The organism is Anoxybacillus sp. FSL W8-0382 (assembly GCF_038003845.1).
GTDB classification, from domain to species: Bacteria; Bacillota; Bacilli; order Bacillales; family Anoxybacillaceae; genus Anoxybacillus; species Anoxybacillus flavithermus_G.
On record NZ_JBBOPX010000001.1, the window covers coordinates 374,715 to 387,782 of the forward strand.

General features: G+C 39.4%; 13 protein-coding genes. 9 read left to right on the forward strand and 4 right to left on the reverse strand.

From position 1 onward, the window contains the following. The first annotated feature begins 130 nt into the window (after positions 1-130). Both tnpA and NSS60_RS02020 read left to right on the forward strand, forming a co-directional pair. Positions 131-532 carry an IS200/IS605 family transposase gene (gene tnpA, locus NSS60_RS02015; protein ID WP_064214348.1) on the forward strand — a complete coding sequence of 134 codons (402 nt, stop codon included), beginning with the start codon at positions 131-133 and terminating at the stop codon, positions 530-532. Positions 533-546: 14 nt separating this feature from the next. Next, positions 547-1,695 (forward strand): transposase, encoded by a 1,149-nt coding sequence (locus NSS60_RS02020; protein ID WP_340720610.1) that lies wholly within the window; start codon positions 547-549, stop codon positions 1,693-1,695. 77 nt (positions 1,696-1,772) lie between these two features. Here the strand turns inward: NSS60_RS02020 and NSS60_RS02025 are convergent, their stop codons facing one another. After that, on the reverse strand, positions 1,773-2,888 hold the full coding sequence (locus NSS60_RS02025; protein WP_064214425.1) for an IS4 family transposase: 1,116 nt from the start codon (positions 2,886-2,888) through the stop codon (positions 1,773-1,775). A 151-nt stretch (positions 2,889-3,039) separates the two neighbouring features. Further along, complete coding sequence (locus tag NSS60_RS02030; protein WP_064214481.1) at positions 3,040-3,414, reverse strand: hypothetical protein; 375 nt, start codon at positions 3,412-3,414, stop codon at positions 3,040-3,042. A gap of 285 nt (positions 3,415-3,699) precedes the next feature. Here NSS60_RS02030 and NSS60_RS02035 point away from each other — a divergent pair, with 285 nt between their 5' ends. Beyond that, entirely contained in the window at positions 3,700-4,224 is a 525-nt protein-coding gene (locus NSS60_RS02035; RefSeq protein WP_331202016.1) for a sigma-70 family RNA polymerase sigma factor, read from the forward strand. A 147-nt stretch (positions 4,225-4,371) separates the two neighbouring features. Here the strand turns inward: NSS60_RS02035 and NSS60_RS02040 are convergent, their stop codons facing one another. Further along, positions 4,372-5,553 carry an IS701 family transposase gene (locus NSS60_RS02040; protein WP_088223650.1) on the reverse strand — a complete coding sequence of 394 codons (1,182 nt, stop codon included), beginning with the start codon at positions 5,551-5,553 and terminating at the stop codon, positions 4,372-4,374. Between the two features lie 167 nt (positions 5,554-5,720). Between NSS60_RS02040 and NSS60_RS02045 the strand changes: the two genes are divergently transcribed. The 6 genes from NSS60_RS02045 (at position 5,721) to NSS60_RS02070 (ending at position 11,627) form a co-directional block, all read left to right on the forward strand. Further along, positions 5,721-6,218 (forward strand): hypothetical protein, encoded by a 498-nt coding sequence (locus NSS60_RS02045; protein WP_340720611.1) that lies wholly within the window; start codon positions 5,721-5,723, stop codon positions 6,216-6,218. Between the two features lie 233 nt (positions 6,219-6,451). Further along, positions 6,452-6,577, forward strand: a complete 126-nt coding sequence (locus NSS60_RS02050) for a hypothetical protein (RefSeq protein WP_340720612.1) — start codon at positions 6,452-6,454, stop codon at positions 6,575-6,577. Between the two features lie 92 nt (positions 6,578-6,669). Then, positions 6,670-8,043, forward strand: coding sequence for an IS1380 family transposase (locus NSS60_RS02055; RefSeq protein ID WP_088223305.1), 1,374 nt, complete (start codon positions 6,670-6,672; stop codon positions 8,041-8,043). Between the two features lie 233 nt (positions 8,044-8,276). Continuing rightward, on the forward strand, positions 8,277-8,498 hold the full coding sequence (locus NSS60_RS02060) for a DUF3221 domain-containing protein (RefSeq protein WP_445290607.1): 222 nt from the start codon (positions 8,277-8,279) through the stop codon (positions 8,496-8,498). Between the two features lie 558 nt (positions 8,499-9,056). Further along, the gene (locus NSS60_RS02065; RefSeq protein ID WP_064213871.1) at positions 9,057-9,941 is read left to right on the forward strand and encodes a helix-turn-helix transcriptional regulator; all 885 of its coding nucleotides are present in this window, start codon (positions 9,057-9,059) and stop codon (positions 9,939-9,941) included. 336 nt (positions 9,942-10,277) lie between these two features. Continuing rightward, on the forward strand, positions 10,278-11,627 hold the full coding sequence (locus NSS60_RS02070; protein ID WP_075039588.1) for an ISLre2 family transposase: 1,350 nt from the start codon (positions 10,278-10,280) through the stop codon (positions 11,625-11,627). A 171-nt stretch (positions 11,628-11,798) separates the two neighbouring features. Here NSS60_RS02070 and NSS60_RS02075 read toward each other — a convergent pair whose 3' ends face one another. Continuing rightward, positions 11,799-12,917: an RNA-guided endonuclease InsQ/TnpB family protein gene (locus tag NSS60_RS02075; RefSeq protein WP_340720613.1), complete on the reverse strand. Its 1,119-nt coding sequence runs from the start codon at positions 12,915-12,917 to the stop codon at positions 11,799-11,801. Between the last annotated feature and the right edge of the window lie 151 nt (positions 12,918-13,068).

Here is a 13,068-nt window from a genome sequence, read left to right on the forward strand (position 1 = left end):
TACGGGGGAGGCGCAAGAAAGTCCCTGTCTTTAGACAAGGGGATGAATTGCGTATTTTTTTTGATAAATTTATTAGATGTGTTTATTTTATCTATTGTTTATGGTATATTTAGTATAGAGGTGATTGTTTTTGGAAAACGAAAAATACACCCATAAAAAAGGGATTGTTTATCTCAATCAATATCATATTGTGTTTTGTCCAAAATACCGTAGAAAAGTGTTAGTTGGAGATATTGAACGAGATTTAAAAAGAATTTTTGAAGAAGTTGCCAAAGAACATGATGTACAAATCAAAGCAATGGAAATTATGCCTGATCATGTTCATTTGTTCATTTCTTTTGACCCTCGTCAACATTTGCACAAAATTATACAAGCGTTTAAAGGGAAAAGCAGTCGAATATTAAGGGAGAAATATCCTTCGTTAAAAAGCAGACTACCGTCGCTATGGACACGAAGTTATTTTTGTTGTACTGTCGGCTATATTTCAGAAGAAGCGGTTAAACAATACATCGAAAATCAAAAGAACGTATAAAGGAAGTGGTGTCGTTGGCGAAAACAAAAACCAAAAGTTATGTGCTGACGTTGAAACTCAAAACAGAACTATGGCAGGCGTACATATTAGAGAAACGTTTTGAAATTGGCAGAAAAATATACAACGCTTGTTTGGGCGAATTGCTGAAACGGCATAAAAAACTACAACATGATAAGCAGTATCGTCATCTAGCCCAACAACCAAAATCAAAAGAAAGAAACAACTTGCTAAATGAGTTATATCGTCAGTACGGAATCAATGAATACGCTATGCACGATTTTGTTAAGCCAATGCAACACCATTTCAAGAAACACATCGACTCACACACCGCACAAAAAATCGCTACGAGAGCATGGATGGCAATGGAAAAACTCATCTTTGGTAATGCAAAAAAAGTGTCTTTTAAGAAATACAACGATATGGATTCATTAGAAGGAAAAACAAATAGCACAGGCATCCGTTTCGAAAACAAACATTTGCTTTGGAATGGTTTATCTATTCCTGTTATAATTCACCCAAACGACATATATACACATCTGGCTCTACAAGACCGTATAAAATATTGTCGCATCGTCCGTAGACGAATTAGAGGAAAAATCAAGTATTTTCTTCAACTCACTCTTGAAGGTGTACCACCAAAGAAAATAAACCGCCAAACAGGAGAAATAAAACATCCAATAGGGCGAGGCGATGTTGGTATCGACATAGGAACACAAACCGTCGCTATTTGCTCGATGAATAATGTCAAGTTGCTTATTCTTGCGCCGAGTGTCGAAAACATAGAAAAGCAAAAGCGAGTTCTTCAACGAAAATTGGATCGTCAAAGACGGGCGAATAATCCGCACAAATACAATGAAGATGGGACAATAAAAAAAGACAACAAGGAAAAATGGGTTTGGAGTAAAAATTATCTCAAAACGAGAAATCAGTTAGCAGAATTACAAAGAAAAATGGCAGATAAACGGAAACAAGATCATCAACGGCTTGCCAATTGGATCATCGCATTAGGTCATCATATCCAAGTAGAAAAAATGAATTTCAGAGCACTTCAAGCAAAGGCAAAAGAAACAAAAGTCGATGCCAACGGAAAATCACTAGTGTTGCATAAATATTGTCGTAATTTTCAGTTTTATTATTTTTCCTGTTTAGGGCCAAAAAGGTGAATACCCAATTAAAGGTGACCCCATCCATTTGGAAATTTATTGACAATTAGACCTGTGCGACGACGACAATTTACTTATTAAGGGATGGCTTTTCCTTCAATTTTTCGAAGCCAGATATGCGCTGGTTTCCACAATGCAGCCCTTAAATAACGGCTAATTTGTAAGGTTTTTCGCGTACTATTTGTTTCAATTTGTGCCAGAACATGTAGGCAAAAAACAATAAGTGCGATAAATACTTGATTTTGAATCGCCCATTCACTTTGACCATAGAATTTTTTGATGCTGAGATGTTGTTTGATCCATTTAAAAAACAGTTCAATAGCCCATCGTGATTTGTACATCTCGGAAATTTCTTCGGCGCTTAAATCAAAACGATTTGTGATTAAATGGAGTTCATTTCCTTTTGAATCCATCACTTTTAGAAGGCGAAAGTAATTTTCAGCACGGTTTTGAGTTGTTCCAATCAATACCATTTGATCTGACAAAACACTCGTATCTTCGGGTAGTTTAAAATCATAAACTTCCCGTATAACAGCGTTTTTCCGTAGTCTGGAAAGAAAGAAGTAGCCGTCATCCGTCATACGATCAAAGCGCTCATAGTCTAGGTAGCCACGGTCAAACACATACATGCATTCCTTGTCATCCACCATGATTTCAAGCTGTCCACGGTCATGTTCTCTTGCCGTTGTCATCAAAGCTTTTTCAGGATAGGATATCCCCTTTTCCATAAACACAAGGCGCAAATGTAGCTTTACACCCGCCTTTGTTTTGCGAAACTTCGCCCATTTATGGTTGGTCAAATTAAGTGGCAATGTGCTTGAATCAATGATTTTTAAAGGCATGACCCGTTTTGTGTGTTGTGTTTTGGCATGAATTTTTGCGACTAAATCAAGAAAAAGCTTTTGAAATAGATCTGGGTTTATACCATTTAATCGCCGTGACAACTGTGAAATACTGATAGAATTAAGGCCGACCCCTTTTTGAAGCTGGTCATCAAAAAGGCAATCGCTTAGCGCATGGAGACTTTCGATTTCTTCCAATTGCGCAAAAAGCAGTAATTTTAGAAATGACTCTGTCGTTAATTTTTTCGTATAGTAATCTAATTTCATCGTTTTCACCTGTTCTTCAAATAATTGAAGATTTATTGGCGAAAACCATTGTCCAAATGAAGTTTTTCGTGTAATCTTGTCCATGAGTTTGGTCCTTTTTAGTGGATTTGGACGGGTTACCACCTGACTTATCCATTATAAAGGACTTTTTCTTTTCACAAAATAAAATAAGTGAAGATTGTGAGTCTTTTTAATATTAAAATTAAATTAATACAACACTAGTGATCTAACGTTTTTAATTTAACTTTTTAATCCAATAAGGTCTTGTAGGACCCATCATTTCTGGATATAAATACATATAGTAAAGATTAGTATTGGTATTACTCACATAAATAAAACCTTCATAATCACTAGGAATAATAAAATATTCATATCCTTTATCTTTGTTATAGAAGTCACTTTCTTCAAAATAAGATAAGTATAAGTTTTGATAATCATTTTTAGCAGCCTCTGAAAATAATTCTTTTCGTCTTATCTTTTCTAAATCAACATTTTTAAGTCTGATGGTATTGTTTTTACCTTCAGATATTTGGCGAACAGTGCCTGGCACTGTTCGATATTTTACGGCTAGATACACAATCTGGCAAAGATGATGTTCTGGAATGGACATTATCAAGATTCATTGGCAAAATGAGTTGATTTCGGTTATAATGAATGTACATTAGAAAACCGTCCTTTCTTGGTTGGGTTGTGGTGACCTTATGATACCAAAAAAGGAACGGTTTTCTTCTTTTTTGCCAAAAAAATTCCCCAAAAGTGAACAATATACGAACGCTTTTGAGACATCCTTGTTTTTATATAGTTGAAAAAATTTCCGAAAACTAAAAGCTAAATTATAACTCTTTACGTCTAATAATTGATAAAGCAATTATTGGAGGTGTTTTCAATTATAAGATTGATTAAAAGAGCCCAGAAAGGCGATAGAGAAGCATTTTTGAAAATATTTCAGCCGTATGAAGGAGAAATTTATAGAATTGCATTTATTTATCTAAAAAACAAAGATGATGCACTGGATGTAGTTCAAGAAACTGCATATCGAGCATTCAAATCGATAATCAGTCTTAGAGAACCAAAATACTTTAAAACTTGGTCAATTAGCATTGCAATAAGATGTGCTTTAGATATTATTCGCTCTCAAAAGAAAATTACGTTAATCGAAAATTACGATGTAGTCGAATCTCAGGTAAGTAAACAAGATATAGATGACAATATTCCAAATTCTGTTACAATAAAGGATTTGATTGAAAAATTATCATTAGATGAGAAGAATGTCATTATCTTAAGATTCTATAATAGTTGCACTATTCAAGAAGTTGCGGACATACTTGATATTCCTTTAGGAACAGCAAAAACAATTTTATATAGAGCGTTAAAAAAACTTCAAAAAGAATGGAAAGGAGATGATGTATGTGAGCAATAAAATTACACAGGAAATAAATAAGATTGAAGTCCCGAAGGAAGTTCACACTAGAAGTAAGTTGGGAATACAAAAAGCTAAATTAGAACTGTAGTTGAGCAATTTTCGTTACAATAATTACCATTTAAAAAGAGACAAACAGGGTACCCCTTATGCCACGTGGAGCTGTTTTTTCACGGTATCAATGGGAATATTTTGTTTCGCTGCACGGTAAATGAACTCCACGAGGCTATGTCCTTTTCTCTTGCGCAGGAGATCGAGCCCATCCGAAAAATCACTGTTCGACTCGAACATGCTGTACATATACGCAAGTTGCACCAAGATCCAATACCGTTTCACCGCCCGACGCCCGCGAACGCGGTATCCATCGAGTTTCAGCTGGTCTTTCGCTTGACGGAAAAAACATTCGATCGACCAACGTGCAGCATAGTAGCGCAAGATCTCTTCATCGCTTAGCTCGCGATCGGTGCTCAAGACGCAATGAAGATGTTTCGGCGTCATCGGCTGATCGGCTTTCCATGCGAGCAGCACCACGGCATCCTTGAGACCGTTCAGAGCACCTTCGTAGCGATACACCCGATAACGCTCTTTTCCCACCGTGACGAGGCGGGTATCCCGTGGCTCCATAGATTTGGCAAATTCCTTTGCTTGAATGGCCGTCCCTTTTGGATAGAGAATCCGATTCGTCTTCAGCATCGCGATGACGTGGAACCCTTTTTTCAAGCAGGCTCCCACGAGGGTTTTCGATGGATACCAAGAGTCCATGAGCACATAAACGGGGCGACTCACATCCAACGAAGAAAGCATCTCGATCGCGAGTTCCCCTTTGCTTTTCCCCGCCGTCTTGTCGTAGAGGCGAAAGGCAAAAGGAAACGCTTGGGTCATCGTATGAACCATGAGCCAAACGAGAGAATGTCCCCAGATCGACTTTTTCTCTGCGTGAGAATAGTGCCAATCACACCCTTGAATGGCGTGTGTTGCCCGTGACGAGGGCTTCGTTTTTTGGCAAATCGTATCATCGATCGAAACAAAAATGGGTTGATTCTCTCGTTTCGAGCTGCGTTCGACACGATGAAGCACCCACTGTTGGAGTTTGCGAAGCAGCGTCTCTTCCTCCCATGGGCTTTTCGTGAAAAAATGGCTCAGTGTCGTGCGATGGTTCGGATGAAAACTCCCATGATGTAGATCGGTCAGCGTTCCCGAAAAGCCCTTTGTAATCATCGCATCCACGATATGAACGAGATGCTTCATGACAGGTTTCGAGAAATAAAGGGCCAACCCCAACATCGTCAAAAACTTGTGGATTCCTTGGTGATGTGCTAATCTATTCATGAGACATGAACCTCCTTGTGAATGGTTTGTTGGCACATCTATTCTAACCAAGGAATCGGGTTCATGTCTTCTTTTTTGTTTGGTTGTAAATTTATGTTAGTAAATTTGCTCATCTACAGTTAGAATTAAAAAAGCCAAAACGTAAATGGGTACTTGTTTTAGCTCCAGTGATGATTGCGTTTATATCAATTATATATTTTGTTCCTAATTATTTTACAAATACTCCACCAAAAAATCCTATAATTAAGTCTATAGATTTAAATTATGCTATTGATATTAGCAATCCTAGAGAGGTTGTAGGTTTTTCAGATAATGTTTTTGTAGGTAGAGTTGTAAAGCAAGTTGGAACAAGAAATAGGGATTATCCAGAAACACAATTCGAAGTTGAGGTTCTTTATAATATTAAGGGTGAAGTAAACGGTACAATAAAAGTGAACCAAGTAGGTGGGTATGAAGGAGATTATTTGTTTTTAATGGAGGGTGATAAACTAATTGAGGAAGGACAAACTTACTTGTTCGCGACTAGATATTTAGCGGAAGAAAAGTGGCACACACTAATCCCTGTTGGTGGAGATATTCCAATTAATAGCGATGTGGAGAAGAAGGAGTTGATTGAAAAATATACAAAGGCTTATAAAGAAGAAATCCCATTTAAAGTTGATTAAAACCATTTCTTAAAAAGGTACTGCCACTAAGATTTTCCCTACGCTAAGGGAAAAATCGTCTGTTTAATTCTATATAGCGCTTCAAGGCGAACAGTGCCTGGCACTGTTCGCCAGCGATACAAATGTAAGATTTGACTGAAAGTTTTATTACATTTTATAGAGCGTTTTGATTTTTTTGAAATTGTTTTTTAATACTAAAACTAATCTCTATTAGTTCTGGTCAGGGGGTAGCTATGAAAAAGAAACTTCTTTGGTTTCCAATCCTATTATTGTTAATTTCTTGTTCTAAAAATGAAACAGGAAAAGAATCATCTGATTTTGTTTTATTTGAAGGGTATGTAGCGTTAAAGAAAGCCTGAATCCGTGACAAAACATCTTTACAATGGTCGCAAACCGTTGATACGATAAGGGAAAACGACGTTGACGACTCTTCATCAAGTAGGTGAATGTGATGAAAGATTTCCCGATTCGGTTTGTATTGACAGATGAAGCGATTACTCCAAGTGCTGGGCTTGCTCTCGTGGGCTACTTACTGCACCAAACGAAGCTGGATAAACGAGTAAACGCCCTTCGGCTCCCAACGGTTCGTCGAGATGTGCACATTTCCCATAGCGACGTCATTCGCTCGATGATCGGCTTGCTTGCCACAGGAAAAACGGATTTTGATCATATCGAAGCGTATCGTCAGGACGATATCTTTTCGACATCAATGGGCATTCGGCACGTACCTTCCTCCCCAACGTTGCGACAGCGTCTCGATCAGCTCGCTTGTCTCCCGATGACCGAAACCATCATTTGGGAGGAATCGATGCGTCTGTTGGTTCGACAACACGCTACCTTGTCCGCTTGTTGGACGAAAGGGAAAACGACATGGCTTCCCCTTGATATAGATGCTTCCCCATTTGATAACTCCGATACGAAAAAAGAAGGAGTGAGTCGAACGTATAAAGGATTTGACGGTTTTACGCCGTTGTTTGCGTACGCAGGGAAGGAAGGGTATATCGTTCATGCCGAGCTGCGTCCAGGGAAACAACATGTACAAGACAACATGCCTTCGTTTTTAACTACCGCCATCCGTCGAGCTCGTCCGCTGACCTCGTCTCGTCTGCTTGTCCGCATGGATGCAGGAAACGATGCGGAAGCGAATGTGCACGTATGTCTAAAGGAAGACGTGGACTTTGTCATCAAGCGAAACTTACGCCGAGAATCGAAAGCGCTTTGGTTCCAGATCGCTTCGCAAAAGGGCAGACGCGTCGATGATGGACAAACAGAAGGAGTACAAACGTATGAGTTATGCCTTCCACAGACAGCAGCAATCGATGGACACACGTATACGTACGTTCAAGTCACCCAAGTGACGGAACGAACGATGGAACGAAATGGACAGCTGATGCTCGTTCCTGATTACGAAGTCGAAAGCTACTGGGTGCGCCTCGAAGGATACGAGCATGTTCGAATGAGTGATGTGCTCGCATTGTATCACGATCATGCGACATGCGAACAGTTTCATAGCGAACTGAAAAGCGACTTAGATTTAGAGCGACTTCCATCAGGGAAGATGAAAACGAATGCGCTCGTGTTAGTCATGGGAGCATTCGTGTACAACCTTCTTCGCCTGATTGGACAAGATCTATTAAGCGATCCGAGACATCCATTACATCATAAAGTGAAACGCCGCCGCATCAAGACGATCATTCAGACGGTGATCACGATGGCAGGTCGACTCGTCCGCCGATCACGACAGATCTGGATGAAACTGACGCGAAGGAGTGGGTACAGTATACTCCTACTGAATGTGTATCAAAAATGGAAAGAGGCAAGATAACAAACAGATGTTCGTGTACTCATATCCATCACTCCCCCCTGTACTTTTTTTGTCTCTTTTTTGGTTTGTATCTCCATAAAAGAGGATTTATCTCGTTTTCAAACATGAAAGTGGTGCAGGGAATCATCAAAAAAAGGGATGTATGGATCATATATCCATAGAACTAACACCAAAATCAAAGTTGATTTCCAACCATCACGGATTCAGGGAAAGAGTATAATGGTAAAAGACTATTGGTTATTAATGATATTACCAAAGAGGATATCAGTAGTATGTCTCAGGACGAAATACTTAAATATGCAGCTAATCATGATAGCTTTTTATTCTATGTTGATGAGGAATATTATAAGAATATAAATGTTGGTCAAAAAATTAGAGTTTGGTATACCCCACCTGTGCAAGAGTCTAAAATTTTACAGGTTGGTGCAGAAAAGATTGAGGTGATAGATAATTAAACTAACTAAACTCACAAGTTTTCATAGCTATCCTTCTTTACAAAGGAGAAAATAAATACAACATAATAGCCAATATGTTGCATTCAACGATATCTGACAAAACGAGGCGAGGTGTTTCCTCGTCTTTTTGTGCACTATTTAAAGGCGAACAGTGCCTGGCACTGTTCGCCAATTTATTCCAATTGGACGGACACTTTTTATTTTCCTGGTTTTTTGTTCCAACTGGTTCCTCAAATCCCGAAAACCCTTGAGGTTCTAGGGAAGAGAGGGTTTGAGGGGGGAGGAGAGGGATGGACATGATTTATTGTCTCTTGACATAGTAGGGAATTCAAAATGGGATCATCGCGTTCTTACGGTTTGTTACTTAAAGGGGGCAGGCGAAAGGAAAATCATTTTTTGATGTGATTTGATCAGGAAATTCGGGACTTATCCTATGCTTTGAACTTTATGATATACAAAATCAATATTCGTTTGATGTTAAACAAAGCAATATAGGTCAAAAAAATCATGGTTTCTTCTGTTATCTTATTTGTAAGGAGGTGTAAGGAGGCCTATGAAATGAGCTACAGTCCCATTATTCAAAAAACGATTGAATATATAGAGACTAATTTGCATGAAGAATTATCTTTAGAAAACATTGCTCAGTTTGCTGGTTTTTCAAAGTACCATTTTCATCGTATTTTTCAAAAAGAAGTTGGTGTGACTGTATCTGAATATGTTCGATATCGAAGAATTGCTAATTCAGCCAACATGCTGCTTTATACGGATAAAAAGATAATAGATATTGCTTTCTATTATCGCTTTGAAACACAAGAATCATTTACCCGTTCGTTTAAGAAATATTATCAATTACCGCCAGGACAATACCGCAAAATCATGGGTAAATTAACTTTACAAAGGGAGGATGTCATGTTGAAAAACGAACAATTGAAAGGATGGAAATTAAGCGGAAGTCACCCGTTTAATTATAAAATGGGAATTGACAGAGAAATCTTTCACAAGGGGAAAGCATCTGGATTCTTAAAGGCTGTTACTGTCCAATCTCAAGCTGAATTTGCCACAATGATGCAACAATTTAAGGCAGAAAAGTATCTTGGTAAAAGGATAAAACTTTCTGGGTTTATAAAATCAAAAGGTGTTGATGGATTCTGTGGGTTTTGGATGCGAGTGGATGATGCACTTGGGGATGTGTTGCAATTTGATAATATGAGTGACCGCCCGATTGTAGGAGATACTGAATGGAATCATTACTATATCGTTTTAGATGTTCCTAAAAATAGTGCAGTCATATCTTTTGGTGTTTTACTTTTGGGGAAAGGGCAAGTGTGGATTGATGAACTTAAATTTGAGGAAGTGGATGAGCGTACACCAACAACAAATATTGATTTTACAGTTGACCTTTTAGACGAGCCTACCAATTTATCTTTTGAAGAGTGGGAGTAGATGATATTTATCCCCGTAAAATAGGCGAACAGTGCCTGGCACTGTTCGCCTTATTGTTTATTCCCACCTTTCTTATATGATTATGTCAACTACCCAACGACTAAAGCCGTGGGCTTGCAACTCCCCAGAAGTGCAAGCGGATGTTATCCTCCTTCCTTCACTTGGGGTTGCATCAGTATGAGTAAAATGTTTGTGGGAGAAAAAAAGACAGGTTCCTGATTTGGTATAATAAGGAACCTGTCAGATATGTAAGCAAAATAGATGAAAAACGGGCTCTCCTCCTGGTAAGGTAGTAAGTGTGAAAAAAAAATACAACCAAAGAAAGGAGTGGAGCCCATGCAGGATTATATCACAAACGGCTTGACATTAAAAGAGATCGAACAGTCTTTATTTAGACATATGCAAAAACAATATGGTCATCTCCTTCAACAGGTGTTGGAGGAGATCGACCGCACATTGGCAGAACAGCGGGACAAGAAACGATATGCGCTCAAAGATAAGCGGACGATCCGACTCCAAACGCTATTTGGAGAGGTGGAAGTGAAGCGAAACTACTACTTTGACCGTGAAAAAAAGGTGTATACGTCTTTACTCGATGTCTTTCTCCAGTTCGATGGGGCGCATGGAGTGAGTCCGCTATTAGAGGAGACAGCGATTCATCTCGCCGTGACGGGTTCTTCGTATCGACAGGCTGCGCAGTCGCTTGAAAAGCTGGTGGGGTATGCATGTATGAGTCACGAAACGATTCGCCAGTCCATCATCGAGGCAGAGGTGGAAGGGCACCGTGCGATGGAGAAAAAAGGGCGCGTGTTTTTTATCGAAGCAGACGGGTTGTACGTGAAACGTCAACGAAGCCGCATCAAAGGAAAAGAAGAAAAGATCATCACGATTCACCAAGGATGGGAGAAAAACGGGAAACGCGTATCCTTAGTGAATCGACGGTATATGGTTCATCAAACGAATGAACCGATTTGGGAAGCTGTAGAGAATTTTCTGATGAAGGAATACAGCTATGATCCGTTTGAGGATTGGGTGGTCATCAATGGAGATGGAGCCCCATGGATTACAGCGTGTCGAGAATATTTCGGGGACAGGGGGTACTTTCAGCTTGATCGGTTCCATGTGGCAAGAGAGATTCGTCAATTGTTCCGAGGTCATGCGAGATATCGGGTGATTCGAAAGAAGTTAGCATCATGGGATGAAGAAGGTGTGTTACGAGAACTCACAAGTGCCATCGGTACGTTAGAACATGAGGAGAAGGAAAAGCAACTCGAGGCGCTTGTTCGTCGAATCGAGGAGATACCAGGATGTTTACGTGACTATCGCGTATGGTTGAAGGAAAAAGGGATTGACACGACAAACATGAGGGCGATGGGGAGTGCGGAAGGAACGATGCATGTGTTTGCGAAACGAAGTAAAAACGGTCGAAGTTGGAGGGATGCAGGGATTGAAGCGATGTTGCGAGCGATCGTCGCGATAAAAGATACGTTACTCATTCGGACACGCGATGGAGTGATGTATGGCGTGGAAGAACGAGAAGAAACGAAACGAGAAACGATCGTGAAAAAGGCACTGAAGCGCGTGCAAACGCAAATGACAGAAGTGGTACGAGATAACATCCCATACCTTCGCCAATCTTCAGGGACACCGATTTACGAGGCATTGCAAGCATTGAAAGGTTTTTAAAACGAGAGAAAACGCACATACCTACAGGATGAGAGTAAGTAAAAGCGCTTACATATAACGATTTTATAAAACCATATATAACCAAAAAAATCGGTCGAGAAAAAAATCTCCCACAAAGTCTTGACTCAAACGTTGCATCAGGGCAGGTTGACAACTACCCAACAACAAAAGTCATGCTTTTGTTGTTTCTTCAACGATGTACTCGATTCCTTTTCGTTGAAGATTCATCGCACCAACTCGGTCATCGTTTGATGTGTATTGGCATGTTTGGCAACAAAACGTGTGCGTTTTCTTATTTCGGTTTGCTTTCTCTGTATGTCCGCATTTTGGACATGTTTGGGATGTGTATGTTGGGTCTACCACAATCACTTTGGCTCGGTGTTTGTGTGCTTTGTACTCGATTTTTTGTCTTAAATCATAAAACGCCCAAGATACCATTTCATACCGATGGTTAACGGACACTTTTTCTGTTCTTTGGCGAACACCTGTTAAATCCTCTAACACAAACAGCGTGTTCTTACCATAACGCTCAACGAGTGCCTTACTGATGCAATGGTTGACATCTTGCATCCAACGGTTTTCTCGTTGACCGATTTTCTTTAATCTTCTACGAGCAGACGGAGTTTGCTTTTTTTGTAGTTGTCTGCGGAGTTGTTTATACTTTGCTCGTTTGTGTTTGATGTGTCTACCTTTGAAAAATAACGTCTGTCCGTTTGAATCATAAACAGTCGCAAGAAAATTTACACCCATATCTACGCCAACCACTTGGCAAATGTGATGAAGGTTTGCTTCTTCCATTTCTTTGGATACAGGGATATGGAGAAACCACTTTTGATGTTTATTCACTAACTTTGCTGTTCCAAACGTCCATGTTCCGTCGAAATACGTTTCAAGTTCTTTCGTTTGAAAAGGAACTTTGATTCGTCCTTCTAACGTATTGATGGAAAACAACCCTTTGGTTAGGCTGTAATCTCGATTAAAAACGAGGTCTATTTGCGGTTTTTTAAACGCAATCTGACAACGCTTATGTCCATTGGTTTGGTTGGTTTTATATTTTGCAATCACCGTTTTTAACACAGACTGCGCCATTTGAGATTTTAAGCCAAATGTAGAGCGAAGTTTGCGGTACGTCATCTTGTGAAGTTTGGCTTGCACAAGGGTGTTTTCTTTGTATATCACTTCCGACACCGCATTGCACGCATCACGATATGCTTGCATCGTTTTTTGAAGAAGTTGTTCTTGTTCAGATGTCGGTAAAATTTTAATTTTTGCTGTTAAAGTCAATTTCATGTCCTCACCACCTTTCACTAATTTGATTTTATATTTTTTTAGCGAAAAATAAACAAAAAAACGCATTCCTCCCCATGCTTGAAAGCAGGGGTTTCCTGCGTGATTAATCATGAATTTTACTACTGTTTCGTCATTTTGTGAAGTCAATGAA

Excerpts from the sequence above, each read along its gene's own strand:
- NSS60_RS02070 (WP_075039588.1), top strand. The coding sequence starts at position 10,278 with ATGCAGGATTATATCACAAACGGCTTGACATTAAAAGAGATCGAACAG.
- NSS60_RS02040 (WP_088223650.1), bottom strand. The coding sequence starts at position 5,553 with ATGAATAGATTAGCACATCACCAAGGAATCCACAAGTTTTTGACGATG.
- NSS60_RS02055 (WP_088223305.1), top strand. The coding sequence starts at position 6,670 with ATGAAAGATTTCCCGATTCGGTTTGTATTGACAGATGAAGCGATTACT.
- NSS60_RS02050 (WP_340720612.1), top strand. The coding sequence starts at position 6,452 with ATGAAAAAGAAACTTCTTTGGTTTCCAATCCTATTATTGTTAATTTCT.
- NSS60_RS02065 (WP_064213871.1), top strand. The coding sequence starts at position 9,057 with ATGAGCTACAGTCCCATTATTCAAAAAACGATTGAATATATAGAGACT.
- NSS60_RS02030 (WP_064214481.1), bottom strand. The coding sequence starts at position 3,414 with ATGTCCATTCCAGAACATCATCTTTGCCAGATTGTGTATCTAGCCGTA.
- NSS60_RS02075 (WP_340720613.1), bottom strand. The coding sequence starts at position 12,917 with ATGAAATTGACTTTAACAGCAAAAATTAAAATTTTACCGACATCTGAA.
- NSS60_RS02025 (WP_064214425.1), bottom strand. The coding sequence starts at position 2,888 with ATGGACAAGATTACACGAAAAACTTCATTTGGACAATGGTTTTCGCCA.